The sequence below is a fragment of the uncultured Gemella sp. genome, from assembly GCF_963515875.1.
GTDB lineage: Bacteria > Bacillota > Bacilli > Staphylococcales > Gemellaceae > Gemella.
The window spans coordinates 1-15,837 of record NZ_CAUPZX010000021.1 but is presented as its reverse complement, the minus strand read 5'-3'; the positions used below and the strand labels follow the sequence as shown (position 1 = coordinate 15,837).

17 protein-coding genes are annotated in these 15,837 nt (G+C 28.3%); 13 read left to right on the top strand and 4 right to left on the bottom strand.

What is annotated here, in order from left to right; all coding sequences use genetic code 11:
* Positions 1-34 precede the first annotated feature (34 nt).
* A complete protein-coding gene (gene codY / locus RWL85_RS04935) occupies positions 35-817 on the top strand; it encodes a GTP-sensing pleiotropic transcriptional regulator CodY (RefSeq protein ID WP_314085583.1) in 783 nt (260 codons plus the stop codon).
* 84 nt (positions 818-901) lie between these two features.
* Here codY and RWL85_RS04930 read toward each other — a convergent pair whose 3' ends face one another.
* The 3 genes from RWL85_RS04930 to RWL85_RS04920 all read right to left on the bottom strand — a co-directional run bounded on the left by RWL85_RS04930 (position 902) and on the right by RWL85_RS04920 (position 2,058).
* A complete protein-coding gene (locus tag RWL85_RS04930; RefSeq protein WP_314085582.1) occupies positions 902-1,288 on the bottom strand; it encodes a thioesterase family protein in 387 nt (128 codons plus the stop codon).
* Positions 1,289-1,304: 16 nt separating this feature from the next.
* On the bottom strand, positions 1,305-1,778 hold the full coding sequence (locus tag RWL85_RS04925) for an 8-oxo-dGTP diphosphatase (protein WP_314085581.1): 474 nt from the start codon (positions 1,776-1,778) through the stop codon (positions 1,305-1,307).
* A gap of 88 nt (positions 1,779-1,866) precedes the next feature.
* Complete coding sequence (locus RWL85_RS04920; protein ID WP_314085579.1) at positions 1,867-2,058, bottom strand: DUF2929 family protein; 192 nt, start codon at positions 2,056-2,058, stop codon at positions 1,867-1,869.
* Between the two features lie 396 nt (positions 2,059-2,454).
* Between RWL85_RS04920 and RWL85_RS04915 the strand changes: the two genes are divergently transcribed.
* From RWL85_RS04915 to RWL85_RS04875, 9 genes are all read left to right on the top strand, one after another.
* Complete coding sequence (locus RWL85_RS04915; RefSeq protein WP_314085577.1) at positions 2,455-3,339, top strand: NUDIX hydrolase; 885 nt, start codon at positions 2,455-2,457, stop codon at positions 3,337-3,339.
* A gap of 28 nt (positions 3,340-3,367) precedes the next feature.
* Positions 3,368-4,072 (top strand): YoaK family protein, encoded by a 705-nt coding sequence (locus RWL85_RS04910; RefSeq protein ID WP_314085574.1) that lies wholly within the window; start codon positions 3,368-3,370, stop codon positions 4,070-4,072.
* Positions 4,073-4,249: 177 nt separating this feature from the next.
* Complete coding sequence (locus RWL85_RS04905; protein WP_314085572.1) at positions 4,250-5,149, top strand: tyrosine-type recombinase/integrase; 900 nt, start codon at positions 4,250-4,252, stop codon at positions 5,147-5,149.
* 78 nt (positions 5,150-5,227) lie between these two features.
* The gene (locus RWL85_RS04900) at positions 5,228-5,863 is read left to right on the top strand and encodes a segregation/condensation protein A (RefSeq protein ID WP_314085569.1); all 636 of its coding nucleotides are present in this window, start codon (positions 5,228-5,230) and stop codon (positions 5,861-5,863) included.
* Between the two features lies 1 nt (position 5,864).
* Positions 5,865-6,413: an SMC-Scp complex subunit ScpB gene (gene scpB, locus RWL85_RS04895; RefSeq protein ID WP_314085568.1), complete on the top strand. Its 549-nt coding sequence runs from the start codon at positions 5,865-5,867 to the stop codon at positions 6,411-6,413.
* Between the two features lie 9 nt (positions 6,414-6,422).
* The gene (locus tag RWL85_RS04890) at positions 6,423-7,154 is read left to right on the top strand and encodes a pseudouridine synthase (RefSeq protein ID WP_314085566.1); all 732 of its coding nucleotides are present in this window, start codon (positions 6,423-6,425) and stop codon (positions 7,152-7,154) included.
* A gap of 24 nt (positions 7,155-7,178) precedes the next feature.
* Entirely contained in the window at positions 7,179-7,895 is a 717-nt protein-coding gene (locus RWL85_RS04885) for a response regulator transcription factor (RefSeq protein ID WP_314085564.1), read from the top strand.
* An 11-nt stretch (positions 7,896-7,906) separates the two neighbouring features.
* Positions 7,907-9,208 carry a MurT ligase domain-containing protein gene (locus RWL85_RS04880; RefSeq protein WP_314085562.1) on the top strand — a complete coding sequence of 434 codons (1,302 nt, stop codon included), beginning with the start codon at positions 7,907-7,909 and terminating at the stop codon, positions 9,206-9,208.
* 4 nt (positions 9,209-9,212) lie between these two features.
* Positions 9,213-9,941 carry a glutamine amidotransferase gene (locus RWL85_RS04875; protein WP_314085560.1) on the top strand — a complete coding sequence of 243 codons (729 nt, stop codon included), beginning with the start codon at positions 9,213-9,215 and terminating at the stop codon, positions 9,939-9,941.
* Positions 9,942-10,012: 71 nt separating this feature from the next.
* On the opposite strand, the gene RWL85_RS04870 is transcribed toward RWL85_RS04875, so the two are convergent.
* Positions 10,013-11,254, bottom strand: a complete 1,242-nt coding sequence (locus RWL85_RS04870; RefSeq protein ID WP_314085558.1) for an aminotransferase class I/II-fold pyridoxal phosphate-dependent enzyme — start codon at positions 11,252-11,254, stop codon at positions 10,013-10,015.
* A 354-nt stretch (positions 11,255-11,608) separates the two neighbouring features.
* On the opposite strand from RWL85_RS04870, the gene clpX reads away from it, so the two are divergent.
* Genes clpX through yihA form a run of 3 tightly spaced genes read left to right on the top strand, consistent with a single transcriptional unit; the run spans position 11,609 to position 15,736 of the window.
* Positions 11,609-12,817 carry an ATP-dependent Clp protease ATP-binding subunit ClpX gene (gene clpX / locus RWL85_RS04865; RefSeq protein ID WP_314085556.1) on the top strand — a complete coding sequence of 403 codons (1,209 nt, stop codon included), beginning with the start codon at positions 11,609-11,611 and terminating at the stop codon, positions 12,815-12,817.
* 22 nt (positions 12,818-12,839) lie between these two features.
* Positions 12,840-15,137, top strand: coding sequence for an endopeptidase La (gene lon, locus RWL85_RS04860; RefSeq protein WP_314085554.1), 2,298 nt, complete (start codon positions 12,840-12,842; stop codon positions 15,135-15,137).
* A 2-nt stretch (positions 15,138-15,139) separates the two neighbouring features.
* Positions 15,140-15,736 carry a ribosome biogenesis GTP-binding protein YihA/YsxC gene (yihA, locus tag RWL85_RS04855; protein ID WP_314085552.1) on the top strand — a complete coding sequence of 199 codons (597 nt, stop codon included), beginning with the start codon at positions 15,140-15,142 and terminating at the stop codon, positions 15,734-15,736.
* Positions 15,737-15,837 lie beyond the last annotated feature (101 nt).

Here is a 15,837-nt window from a genome sequence, read left to right as displayed (position 1 = left end):
ATAAACTAGGAAGTATTTTGTAAGGAGAAAATTAATGGCAAGTTTATTACAAAAAACAAGAAAAATTAGCACAATTTTACAAGAAGGACGCCATGAAAATGTGGACTTCGAAGCTATGGCAATGCGTTTAAGTCCAATTTTAGATTCAGTAGTTTATATTCTTGATACTGAAGGTAATATACTTGGATATGATTCAATCGTTGATTATTCAAATGAACGTATGGAAAAAATTATTCAAGATAGAAAAGTCCCAAAAGCTTATTTAGATGCAACATTAAAAGTTTATGCGACAAAAGTAAATATTCCTTTCCAGGAACCATTGTCAATTTTCCCAGAGGAAGAACATGAGCGTTTTGAAGGAAAGAGTTATACTGTTATTCTACCTATTAGAGGTGGGGGAGAACGTTTAGGTACATTAGTTATCGGTAGAATGGATAATGACTTTAAAGATGATGATTTAGTATTAGCTGAGTATGCATCTACAGTAGTAGGAATAGAAATATTACATGAAAAACAAGATAAAGAGAAAAACTTAGCACGTGATAAAGATATGGTCAATATGGCATTGAACTCATTATCATTCTCTGAAAAAGAGGCAATTGAACACATCTTTAGAGAGCTTGATGGTACAGAAGGATTACTTATAGCAAGTAAAATTGCTGATAGAGTAGGGATTACTAGATCGGTTATTGTTAATGCCTTAAGAAAATTAGAAAGTGCTGGAATTATTGAATCTAAATCATTGGGGATGAAAGGTACTTATATCAAAGTACTTAAAGAATATTTCTTAGAACTTATGTTTTCTAATGAATTTTAATTAAGAAAAATTGTGCAAAAAATAAAGGCTGTAAATTTTACGGCCTTTATTTTTTTATATGAGATTAAGTTTTGGTTTTAAGTGTTATGCATTAGTTAATTTACTAATAAATTTTTGATTGTTTATTATAACTCTAGTGTGTTCAGCATCGCCTATTTTTTTATCATTCTCAAAAGCTTCTAGTGAAAAAATAATAATTCTATCTTTAATAACTTGCGTAATTTTTCCTTTTATTGTTATTTTTTTACCAATAAGAGTTGGAGCAACATGATTTATGTTTATATTACTTCCAACACTACTATAATCAGCGGTTAAAAATGTATTTAAGTGATTTTTAGCTGCGTTTTCCATAAAAGCCACAAGACTTGGTGTTGCAAGAACTTCTAAATCACCGCTTCCCATATTTTTAGCACTATGATTTTCTTTTACAATATATTCTTCTTTAAATTCTTTATTAATTTCAAAAGTCATAATTTTATTCTCCTTATTATTCATAAAATGTTACTTCATAGTCGATAAATTTATTATTTTTATAATTGAATTTGGCAGAGAAAAATGGTTTTTCTTGAACTAACCAGTCCAAGAAAATATAGTCTCCTTCCCAGGTTTTAATATTTTGAATCTCAGATTTTTTCACCCAGATTAAATCGCCCTCATTACAGTCGTCTGTAATAGTACCTCTATAGTTTGGTGCTGTATAGACATATGTATACCAGTCTTTTTCCCCGTCAAAATTAGGGAATGTGATAATTCCTCGAAGTTTTGGTTTAATTATATCTAAATTTGTCTCTTCTTTAACCTCTCTGATAACACAATCTTCCGGGCTTTCACCAGCTTCGAATTTTCCTCCAACACTAATAGTTAATCCCTCATGTATGTCATTTTCTTTTTTTGTTCTTTTAAGCATTAAAAAGCTTTCGCCATTATCCACATAGCACATCGTTGCTAGTATATTATTCATATATTTTTCTCCTGTATTTAAAGAAAAAGTAGGAAAGAGGGTATACCTCATTACCTACTTTCAGTAAATCTTTTTTATTAATTAAATATTAGTCTTCTTTTCTTTTTTTATCTAAACCTACTGCGTCTAATAATGCAACAAACCCAGTAAATAAAATAGATAATATTGCGCAATCACGAAGTGTATTAACTTCACCGTTAGTACCTAAAATTGAAGATACGATAAATACTACAACAAAAGCAAATATAAATGACCAGATTAGTGAAATAATATATTTCATTGTTATCACTCCTTAATTTTTACTTACAATAACTATTATACATCTAATAGTTAAAACTAGCAAGAATTTTATAGGATGTAATTTAAAAATTGTAAATTTATAGAAACAATTTTTTGTCGAATCAATCTAGCAAATTTTATTTGATATCTAAATAATTTTTATAAAGCGAATTAAGATATCAATAAAGTACTGTGTTTATGAGTTGTGATATACACTTTTTTAAATCTAGGATTTTTGGGTCACCTCCTTTTAAATGATTCAGAAAAGGTGTAGAATAATATTATAATTATATTGTAAATAGTTCTTTCTTTAATAAGGGGTAATGACATATAAATTTCTTATAATTCTAGAAATAACTTCTTTGTGTGGTATAATATAAAGACGTGGAGGTAGCGTATGTATAAAAATGTATATATTGATATAAATATGAAAAATAAAATTTCAGAGAAACTTTTTGATGTTTTTACTGAAGAAGGAATTAAGTATGAATTTATAAGTGATTGTAATATTTTAGAAAATAATAGCCTATATTTGACAGATGACAAAACTAGACTTAGCGATACTTTGATAAATGTTTATATGCTAGATAAAGAATATGATTTTTTGGATGTAAAAAATACTATTTTTATAAAACGTGTTGAAGATATAATTAGAGTATATAGAAATGAAGTTTGGATGAAATGGGCACAAGAATTACAATTTTTAGCTCAATGTAGTCTTGCATATAGTAAAGATAAATTCGATAGAGAACGCTCTGAAAGAATTAGAGAGATAGCTTGTGAGATGTTAGCATATAAATACGATATACCAGTTGAAAAGATTAGAATTGATTTCGCTGGTGAATTAGGTTACCAGACACCTAAAGTAGAGACAAGAGCGGCGATAATTAAAGATAATAAGATATTATTAGTTAAGGAACAATTAGATGGTAAATGGGCGCTTCCTGGAGGTTATCAAGATGTTAACGTGAGTATTAGAGAAAATGTAATAAAAGAAGCTAGTGAGGAAGCAGGTGCAATTGTAGAACCTATAAAAATAATTGCAGTTTTAGATTACAATAGACATCATCACGTTAATTTTCCTTTTGGTATGGTGAAGATTTTTGTTTTATGTGAGTATATTGATCATAGTTTTGTTGATAACACTGAAACTCTAGGAGCAGATTTTTATTCTTTAGATAGTCTACCAGAATTATCAACTACTAGAACAACATTCGAACAATTAAGAATGTGTTTTGATTGTTATGAAAATCCTGAAAACTGGAATACAATCTTTGATTAAATTTTTAAAGGAGATGATTATAAGAGATATGAATTTGAAAGAGACATTATTTAATAAGAATTTACCAGTTCACGAACAGTTAATATTTTGTTTATTGCTTACAGCGGTTGGTGGTTTTTTTGATGCATATACATTTGTAAATTGTGATGGTATTTTTGCAAACGCACAGACCGGAAATTTAATTTTTGTTGGTATTGATTTGATTGAAGGTAATATACCAGAGGTTATACACTATTCAGTTCCTATATTGTCATTTGTTGTAGGAGTATTAGTTAGTAAGGTAATTGAAACGAGGTACAAAGAACTGTCTATATTTAAACATATTTATATGTTATTAATCGTTCAAATTTTAGCGTTATTATTAATAATATTTAAACATAATTTCTTTGGTGTAGATGTAAGACCGATAGTAATTTCATTTATTTGTGCTATACAATTTGATGGTTTTAGAAAAATTAATAACTTAGTTTTTGCTAGTGTTTTTTGTACAGGAAATTTACGTTCAATGAGTGAACACTTGTATAAATATGTTGTTTTGAAAAAGAAAGAGAGTGCAGTACCATTATTTATCTATTCGATAGTTATTGTCGTGTTTTTATCAGGGGTTCTTTTGGGTGCTGCAATGTCTAAATTTTACTTGCATAAAGCTATATTAATACCATTATTCATTATTTGTGTTAATTTACTTTTTGTTATAGCAATTCACAATAAGTTTTCTAGGAAAAGAATATAAAATAATAAAATTTCAAGGCGATTTTAGAATTCATTAACTTATGAATTGAATCTGTTTTGGAATTTTTTTATATTTAAATAAAAATTGTTATAAATGCATTTACATAAAGTTTTATAGATGTTATAATCAATATAGAAATAAAATTTAGAGTAGCTTTAATACTAAGGGGGTATTTTTATGAGTGAAACAGTATTAAACAATTTCAATGAATATTTATTAAATAAAAAAGAATTTTCTTCAAACACAATTAATTCTTACGATCGAGATTTAAAGAAAATATTTTTATATTTGGCGGAAAGAGGATATTCAATAGGCGATTATTCTTGGCTTAATGAAGAGTTTATATCTAGATATATTGATTATCTAAGAGAAAAAGATTATTCTTCAGCTACATTATCTAGAACTATTTCGACAGTTCATATTTTTGTAGAGTATTTGTGGATTGAAAAGATAATTCCAAATAGAATAAATATTGATGTTCATATTGACAAAGAAGAGCATCAGGAACTTGTTATTTTTTCGCGTCAAGAAATCGCTAAGATTTTAGATGTGAAAACTAAGAATTTGATGGGATATCGTGATAAAGCTATATTTGAATTGTCGTATTCTATAGGGATAAAACCTACTGAATGTATTAACTTAGAACTAAAAGATGTTAATACTACGATTGGATATTTAAAATATAGAAAAAAAGATGGCTATAGAACTATTGCTTTGAATAGAGAATCAGTTGAAGCTATAGAAAATTATATAGTTGAGTTAAAAAAAGAGTATCCTAATATTAAAGATGATAGTAAATTATTCTTAAATCATGATGGTGAGGGAATTAGTCGCCAAGGTTTTTGGAAAATATTCAAAAAACGTCAACAAGATTTGGGATTTTCTAAAGAATTAAATACTATGAATTTTAGAAACTCACTTGCGATTCATTTGCTTGAAGATAAGGTTCCGGCAGAAGAAGTGCAAGATCTTTTAGGTTTAAAAAATATTCATAGTCTAAAACTGTATTTTTCAAGTATAGAGAAAAATAAATCGAAAAGAATGATGACGAATCATCCAAGAAAAACGATTAATTAAAGGAATGAATAAATGTATAATGTTAACTTAGAGGTTTTTCAAGGTCCTCTTGATTTACTATTGCATTTAATAGAGAAAATGGAGATTGATATATACAATATCCCAATCGCAAAACTTACAGAAAGTTATTTGGAGTATATTAATAACAATGATGAATTTTCTTTAGAAAATGCGGAAGAGTATATTGTTATGGCAGCAACGTTGCTTCATATAAAAAGTAAAAATTTACTTCCTAAGTTTGAGAATGAGACGATAGAAGATGAGGAAGATTTAGTTCAACAGCTTCTTGATTATAAAAATTATAAAGAACTTAGTGAAAAGCTTGATAATCTTCAAAAAATAAGAGCACAATTTCTTGATAAAGAAAGTGTTAATATTGATGTAGAGGGTAGTGTTGAAATGATGAGAATGCCCTCTTCGAAATTATTAAGGGCTATGGAGAATATTCTTAGATCTTTTGATGACGCTGAAAATGAAGTATCATTAGTAAGTTATCGAAGAGAGGTGTCATTTGAACAAGTTAAAGAAGAACTAGTTAATAAGTTAAAGCATAAGAATAATATATCGTTTATAGATCTTATTAAATCTTATTCACATAAAAATGAGATTGTATTAGTATTTATGGGGATACTGGCAATGATTAAAGATCAAGAATTGCTATGTGTTGACAAAGATAGTGAAATCATTTTAGAATATAAAGCGAAGGAAAATTAATATGTTATTAGATGAAATAAAAAAAATAATTGAGGCCTTACTTTTTATGAAAGGTGAAGAAGGTCTTAATGTTGAATATTTTTCTACTTTTATGGAAGTTGAGAATCATGAAGCTGAAAACATGTTAAATGTATTTTGTGATGAATATAATAAGGTTAATAATTCATTAGTTATAAAAAAATTTGGATCAACATATAAAATGTTATTAAGAGATGAAATGGCAGAAGTAATAAAAAAAGCTGTTATTTCGAAGAATCTTGTCAAATTGTCTAAAGCCTCTTTAGAAACTTTGGCAATTATCGCTTATAATCAACCGATAACAAAAGTTCAAATCGATAAAATAAGGGGTGTAAGTAGTGATTCTATATTACACTCTCTTGTTAGTAAGGAGCTTATTGTGTCTAATAGGACTTTAGATACTATTGGAAAACCAAAATTATATGAAACAACAGATATATTTTTAGATGTTTTTGGCTTAGAAAGTTTAGAACAATTACCAAAATCAGAGATTGTTAGTAATGAAGATATTAATAAATTTTTACAAAATTAGGAGGACGATATGGCAGAAAGACTGCAAAAATTAATAGCTGCATCAGGTTATACATCAAGAAGAAAGGCTGAACAGTTAATTCTAGATGGTAAAGTAAGTGTAAATGGTGAAGTTGTTAAGGAATTAGGAGTAAAAGCTGAACCAAGTGATATTATTATTGTCGAAGGTGTTCGTTTATTAAAGGAAAATAAGAGATATTATCTGTTTTATAAACCAGAAAAAGTAATCACATCTATGTCTGACGAAAAAGATAGAACATGTGTAAAAGACTTTTTTGAAAGTGTTAATGAAAGAGTAGTACCGGTTGGTAGATTAGACTATGATACGTCTGGAGCTCTTATTATGTCTAATGACGGAGAATTCATTAATTTAATAACGCACCCTAAACATAAAATTAAAAAGACTTATGTTGCTAAAATTAATGGTAAGCTTGAAGATAATCATTTAAGAATACTTCGTTCTGGAGTTAGAATTGATAATTATAAAACTGCCAAAGCAGAAGTTAATATTGTAAAAAATAAAAATAAGAGTGGTAATACTTTAGTTAGATTAACAATTCATGAAGGGAAAAATCGACAAGTAAGAAGAATGTTTGAAGCATTAGGTTACGAAGTTATGAGACTAAAACGTGAATCTATCGAAGATTTAACTTTAGAAGGATTAAAAAAAGGTGAATATAGAACTCTTACTATTCATGAAGTGAAAAAACTTATTAATAAAGCTAAGAATGGTGAGAAGTAGTAAATAATTAGGAAGTGATGAATAGTGGCAGAAAGAGTATTAATAATAGATGATGAAGAAAGAATAAGAAAATTATTAATTATGTATCTTGAAAAAGAAGGATATATTGTCGATGAAGCCAGTAATGGTCATGATGGATTAGAAAGATTGAAGTATATGGACTATTCTTGTGTGCTTTTAGATGTTCAATTACCTATGTTGAATGGTAAGTCGATATTATCAGAACTTAGAAAAACTAAAGCTACACCTGTAATAATTATGTCTGCACAAGCAGATGAGCAAAGTAGGGTAGAGGGATTTGAATTGGGAGCAGATGATTATGTTATAAAACCCTTTAGTCCAAGAGAACTTATGCTTAGAATCAATGCTATTCTTCAACGTACTAAGCGTAGTGTCTTTTATACTCCAGAACTTTATGCGAAAGATGTTCTTGTATTTCCTGGATTAATTATCGATGTAAATTCGCATAAGGTAATCGTTGATGATAGTGAGGTATTATTAACACCGAAAGAATTTGATTTATTATTATTTTTAGCTAAATCACCAGATAAAGCTTTTAAAAGAAATGAGATTTTAAGAGCTGTTTGGGATTATGATTTTTATTCTGATTTAAGAACAGTTGATACACATATTAAACGTGTTAGAAAAAAATTCGATAAAATTTCTCCAAAGGTTGCACAGATGATAGTGACGGTTTGGGGAATTGGATATAAATTTGACACGACACAAAATAGTCTATAAAAGGAGATTGTATGCTAGCATTTTATAGAAATATAGCAAGATTAACTAGAACTGCAAGTAGATTAGCAGGGAAAAAGGGGACAGATTTACCAGGTAAGGTACTAAGGAAAGTAAATGATAACGTACTAACTAAATTGGCTAGTAATTTTGATGAAATTGTTTTTGTTACAGGTACTAATGGAAAAACAACAACATCAAATCTTATTGGACATACATTAAAATGTGCAGGGGTAGATTTTATAAATAATTTTGAAGGTGCAAATATGTTGGATGGTATTATTTCAACTTTTGCTATCCAAGGTAAAAATAATACAAAATTAGCTGTTATCGAAATTGATGAAGGTTCTATTAAGAGAGTTATGAAATATATTACGCCAACAAAGTTTGTTATTAATAACTTTTTTAGAGACCAAATAGATCGTTTTGGTGAAATAGATACGTTAATTGCTACAATTGGAGAGCAACTTGAAGGTAAAAATATCCAATTAATCTTAAATAGTGATGATCCTTTCGTGACACGACTTTCAAAATATGGTGAAGATAATATATATTTTGGTATAGCTAAGGAAGCTTATAAGTTTGCTGATTTTGGAATATCTGAATCTAAATTTTGTCCGAATTGTGGTATGGAATTGATTTATGATCATGTTCATTATAGCCAACTAGGATTTTATCGTTGTTCTAAATGTGATTTTAAACATCAAGATACAAAATATGAAGTGTCAAAAGCTTCTGTTGAACCATTTATAAATATGACTATTAACAATGGACTGAAATTAGAAACTAAGTTGGCTGGTGATTATAATATTTATAATTTACTTGCAGCATATTCTTTATTAAAGGAATTAGGACTATCGGAAGATAAAATAAAAGCTGGGTTAGAAAGTTATAGTCCGATAAATGGGCGTATGCAAAGTATTAGTCTGCCTAGTGGTGGAAGGGTACTTTTAAACCTTGCTAAAAATCCAGCCGGATTAAATGCATCTTTAGCTATAGCTAATTCAATTAAGGATGAAATTAATTACTTATTAGTTTTAAATGATAATGGTGCTGATGGATTTGATATCTCTTGGATATGGGATACAGATTTTAATATATTAGCAGATCAAAATATTAAGAATATAGTTTGTTCTGGAAAAAGAGCTAAAGAATTAGCACTAAGGTTAAAATATAGTGAAGTAAATGCTAATGTTGTAGTTTTTGAAAATATATCAGAGGCTGTAGTTAAACTTAAAAGTTATAGTGAAAAATATGCAATAGCTATTCCTAACTACACAGCATTAGTAGAAACACAAAGTGAATTGGAGAAGTAGTTCTATGAACTTGAAATTATATCATTTTATGCCTGATAAATTAAATTTATACGGTGATATAGGAAATGTTATCGCATTAAAAAAACGCTGTGAATGGCGTGGAATTAATCTTGAGATTGAAAATATAACATCGACAGATGGCGTTAAATTATCTGAGTGCGATATGTTTTTTATTGGAGGCGGTTCTGATAGAGAACAGTGTATAGCAACGGAACAATTTAGTAAAATAAAGAATGAATTCAAATCAGCAATTGAGGATGGAATTCCCGCACTTACTATTTGTGGAGGTTATCAGTTTTTAGGTGAATATTATAAAACTGTTGATGGAGACAAATTGCCTGGTTTAAACATATTAGATTTTTATACTGAGTCTAAAAAAGATGCACCGCGTTTAATTGGTAATATACTTGTTGAATCTGAAAAATTTGGGAATATTGTTGGCTTTGAAAATCATGGTGGAAGAACATATCATAACTATGAAACGCTAGGAAATGTAGTGGTTGGTTATGGTAATAACGATGATGATAAAAAGGAAGGTATTCTTTATAATAATTTAATTGGAACTTATCTTCATGGTCCAATTTTACCAAAAAATCCTAATGTTACAGATTATTTAATTAAGGCTGCATTAGATAATAAATATGGTTCATATGATTTTATTGATTTAAATGACGATATAGAATTAAATGCAAATAAACATATGGTTGAACTGTTAAAAAGAACTATAAAATAAATAAGAACGGGGCTGACTCGCCAAAATTGATTTCTTTGAAATCATTTTTTTGAGTTTTCCCGTTCTTTATTTTAAAATTTTTGAATACATTCTTTAAATTTACTAATAAGTTCTGGAATTAGTTCTTTATCTAAACATGAAAATGCAATTCTTATATGTTCGTCATCCATTGAATAGACTCCGTATTTATATTCATTTAAAAATTTCAGTCTGAATTCATGAGCATTAATCGTTGTTGGTATTTTTATTGTAAAGAAATAACCGGAGTTAAATGGAAGTATTGTAACTAATGTAGCTAAATTTTCTTTAGAAATAGCTGATTTTAGTTCGTTGTATCTATCTTGAATAATACTATCGTTTTCTTCTTTTTCTAAAAGTGCTTGTTTATTTTCTAACAATCTAAGAGCTATTTGCTGTGATAAATTAGAAGGAGAAGATGTCGTACTTCTTAAGAAACCTTGAGTTTTTTCTAATAATGTTTTTCTTAATGTGTCGTCTTTTGTATAGTATGTGATAAAACCGACACGCAATCCCCAACTATAAAATTCTTTTGTTATACCATCCAGTTTTACTATTAAACAGTTTGAATTTTCAGCAAGTTTATATGTTGCGCTTAAAGTAGGAGTTTTGTGGTTCTCTTCGAAGAATAGTCCGAAGTAAGCATCATCAGAAACAATAATAAGTTGTTTACTAGGATGTTCTTTAGCAAAAATATTTATTACTTCAACCAATTTAGTTAACTCATCATCTGATGGTGTATACCCTGTTGGATTATTTGGAAAGTTTAATATTAATGAAATTTTATCCTCTTTTATTGAATATAGGGCTGATTTAAAGTTTTCGATACTAAAATTATTGTTTTCATCAAATTGTTTATATTTATAGATGTTGTTACCTAATTTAATAGTGTATATTTGTGCATAGTTTTGCCAAAATAGATTAGGTAGTAGCAATGCATCTTCCTTTTCGCTAAATAAGTTAGCTGCTATATCTATACCTTGAGTTATACCAGTTGTTACCATAGGTAGAGAAAGATAATCTTTATTAATAGTTGGATTATCAGCTAATATCTTTTCTTTCCACAATTCTCTCATTTTAGGTAAACCTGGTGTAGGAGAATATGGTAGATATTCTGAATTACTAATTTCTGTTATTACTTTGTTTATTGATGGTAATGACATAGCTTTTTTGTTTGCTGTGGCAATACCAATAGTAGCATTTATTGCACCAACAACTGCTGATGTTTCTTTAGACTGTATTAAGACGTCTTGAGGTAAAATAATGTTTTCCCCTAATTTTGAAAAAAATGACATGTTATTCCTCCTATTGATTGTATAAAATAATTATACCACTAAAAAACAATAACTTAAAGGTAGAAAGTAGAATTTTAATAATCAAATTATTGTGAGAGAAATAATCATATAAATTGAATAAGATATAATATTTTAAGTTTTAATTTTGTTGAAAAATTAAAGCTTAAGTATGTATTTTAGATTATCATTTTATAGTATTATAAATCTTTCTATAGTAAATATTTTATAATGGTCTTTGCTAGAAAATAGAGTGGAAATATGGTATAATAATTTGTATCTTTTTGAGCTTTGTATCGATTTGATAATAAAAAGATAATAAGATATAGGAAAAGTTCAATAATGTGAGGTGTAATTATGGTTAAAAATAAAGATGAAGTAAGATGTTCATTTTGTGGGAAAAATACTAATGAAGTTTTTAAAATGATTGCAGGAAATGATGTATTTATATGTGATGAATGCGTTGATTTATGCTCTGATATTATAGATGAAGAAATTGAATATAGAAATGCTAAAAACAAACCGGTATTTAAGTTATTAGAGCCTCAAAAAATTATGAAACATTTGAATGAGTATGTAATTAGCCAAGACAAAGCTAAAAAATCTGTAGCAGTAGCTGTTTATAATCATTATAAAAGAATTATAGCAAAAGAAAATCATGATATAGAATTGCAAAAAAGTAATATAGCGTTAATAGGGAGTACTGGATCTGGGAAAACATTAATAGCGCAAACTTTGGCAAAAATGCTAGATGTTCCATTTGCTATTTCTGATGCAACTACATTAACTGAAGCAGGTTATGTGGGAGAAGATGTTGAAAATATTTTACTTAGACTTATTCAAAGTGCTAATTATGATATAGAAAGAGCAGAACAAGGAATAATTTATATCGATGAAATTGATAAAATCGCTAAAAAAGGTGAGAATGTATCAATTACTCGTGATGTCTCAGGTGAAGGAGTTCAGCAAGCACTTCTGAAAATTTTAGAGGGGACTGTAGCTAGTGTACCACCACAAGGAGGTAGAAAACATCCTGGTGAAGAAATGATAAAAATTAATACAAAGAATATACTATTTATCATTGGTGGAGCATTTTCTGGAATTGAGGAAATTATTAAACGTCGCCTTGGAGAAAAAGTTATTGGTTTTTCTAAGAGTGAAGAGCTGAATGATAATGAGGATATTATCTCTAAAGTTAAACATGAAGATTTAGTTAAATTTGGTATGATTCCAGAATTCATAGGTCGTATTCCAGTTGTTTGTTATCTAGAAGAATTAGATGAGAAGGATCTAGTTAGGGTACTAACTGAGCCGAAAAATTCTGTAGTTAAACAATATGAGTACTTATTTAAATTAGATGGGGTTAAATTAGTATTTGAACAAGAAGCTTTAGAAGAAATAGCTAAAGAATCGATTAAAAGAAAAACAGGTGCACGTGGATTACGTTCTATTATTGAAGAATTATTATTGGATGTAATGTTTGAAATTCCTAGTAATAAAAATATTAAGACATGTACAGTAACACGTGACAATGTAATTAATAAAACAAAACCAACATTAAAATAATTAGGTTAGAGAGGAGTTCGTTTTGACAAAATATTATTTATTAGAGAACAGAGATTTATTCTTTCCGTCTAATACTTATACAATAGATGTAACGGACAAAAAATTTTTAAAAACAATAAAAACTGTTAAAAAAGATAAGATTCCAGTTTTTGTGACTTATAAAAGAAAACCTATTGATAGTTATGATGACTCTTTTTCTGAAGAAGATGTATTCGATAGTAATGGCTTTAACGTTTTCTTTGGAACTTATGGACAGTTAACTATTGATAAAAAAAATAAAAAATATGAATATCAATGTTATGGTATCGCAGAAGTAAAAAGTGGAGTATACAATAATAATCATGTAGAGCACTTAGATATTAACATAAGAGAAATAGTTGATAATGGTTTTGATAAAACTGGATTATTAAATAGTATTAGAACTAATTTTCTTAATTATTTAAAAAGAGAAAACTTTGATATAGATTATTATAAAACCGATGATTTAGAGAAGTTTATAAATAAAAATATTAAATTTTTCCCAATCGATAAAATGCTAAAACAACGAGTATTGTTTTTATTAGATTTAGAGAAAAAAGCAATTTTCTTGAATAGAAGTTTAGAAGCATTTTTAGTTGGTAATAGTTATAAACGTGAAATAGATGAAAAAGTCCGTGCGAATATCGATAATCAACAAAAAGAGTATTTCTTAAGAGAACAAATGAAAGTAGTGCAAGATGAATTGAAACAAATTGCACCTGAAGATGATGACATTGAAAAAATTCGTCAGGCTATTAAAGCTATTGAGTTATCAGAAGAAGATAAAGCAGTATTATTAAAAGAAGTTGATCGCTTAGAAAAAACACCGGTGATGAGTCCAGAACATTCTATAATTAGAACTTACCTGGATACAGTAGTAGCTTTACCATGGAATACATTAACTGATGATGAAATTGACATACAGAATGCGGAAAAAATTCTTAATGAAGACCACTATGGTTTAGAAAAAATTAAAGAAAGAATTTTAGAATTTTTAGCTGTAAAAAAATTAAGAGATGATATGAAGTCTCCAATATTATGTTTATCAGGTCCTCCAGGGGTTGGTAAGAGCTCATTAGCGAAGTCAATTGCTTCATCAATGGGAAGAAGCTTTGTTCGTATTTCTTTAGGTGGAGTACATGATGAAGCAGAGATTCGAGGCCATAGAAGAACATATTTAGGAGCTTTACCTGGAAAAATTATTCAATCTTTGAAAAAAATTAAAACTAAGAATCCTGTGATTCTTCTTGATGAGATTGATAAAATGGCTTCAGATATAAAAGGTGATCCGGCTGCGGCTATGCTTGAAGTTATAGATCCAGCTCAAAATAATGAGTTTGTGGATCATTACTTGGATATTCCATTTGATTTATCTAAAGTTTTATTTATTGCTACTGCGAATAATTTAAGTTTAATCCCTGCACCTCTTAGAGATAGAATGGAGGTTATTGAGCTTGAATCTTATACAATTAAAGAAAAAGAAAATATTGCGGCTAAATATTTAATTCCACGTCAAATTAAAGAAAATGGACTTAAGAAAAGTCAAATTACATTTAGTAAGCAAGCTATTAATAAAATAATTAATGGATACACTTATGAGGCAGGTGTTAGGAATTTAGAGCGTGTTTTTGGTTCGGTTTGTAGAAAAGCAGCTTTAAAAGTTCTTAAGGGTGAAGAAAAAATCAAGGTTGGAGTTAATAATCTTGAGGAATTTGCTGGTCCAGAAAAATATAGTGCTAAAGATAAGAATGTAAAACCTGAGATCGGATTAGTTAATGGTTTAGCTTATACTGTAGTAGGTGGAGATACACTAGAAATTGAAACGAGTATTTCAAAAGGTACAGGTAAAATTATCTTAACTGGTAAGTTAGGAGATGTAATGAAAGAATCAGCTCAAATGGCTATCTCGTTCTTACGTTCAAATGCTGAAAAGCTAAAAATTGAAGATATTAATTTTTCAGAAATTGATATTCATCTGCATGTTCCAGAAGGTGCAGTTCCTAAAGATGGTCCTTCTGCGGGTATAACAATTACTACTTCAGTATATTCAGCTCTTACTAAAAAAGCTGTTGATAATAATATTGCTATGACTGGTGAAATGACATTACATGGGAAAGTTTTACCAATTGGCGGAGTTAAAGAAAAAATCTTAAGTTCAGAGAAAATGAATATTAATACTATAATTATTCCAACTAAGAATAAGAAAGATTTAATTGATATTCCAGAAGAAGTTCTTGAAAAATTAACTATTCATACAGTGGATAATATTCAAGAAGTGTTTAAAATAGTATTTGGAGAATAGCAATGATAAAGTTAAATACACATAATGTTAATCTACTTATTAGTGCAGTATCAAGAAAACAATATCCCGAGCATGATAAACCCGAAGTTGCAATGTGTGGTCGATCTAATGTTGGTAAATCATCTTTTATTAATACAATATTAGAAAGAAAAAATTATGCACGTGTATCTTCAAAACCTGGTAAAACACGTACATTGAATTTCTTTGATGTAGATGATAAAGTTGTTTTAGTGGACGTTCCAGGTTATGGTTATGCTAAGTTATCTAAGCCAGAAAAAGAAAAACTGTATGATATGATTGTAGAATATTTCACTAATAGTGAAAATCTAGGTTTTGTTTTACACTTAATAGACAGTAGACACAAACCGTCTCAAGATGACATAGAAATGAATGAATTTCTTAATTATTATGAAATTCCATTTGTTATAGTCATGACAAAAATTGATAAAATATCTAAAAATGAACTTGCTAAAAATACAGGAATTATAAAACGCGAATTAGACTTAACAAATAATATGGCAATTATTCCATTTTCTTCTGTTACGAAGATAGGAAAAGAACAGGTTCTAAAAGAAATAGTTAAAGTATTAGAAGATTAGTATAAAAAAAGTTGTGGGGAATGACTTTAAAATCATAATTTTGGAAAAATGATATGTACCCCTTTTACTGGACAAAACAGTGAAAGGGGTGTTTTTTATGA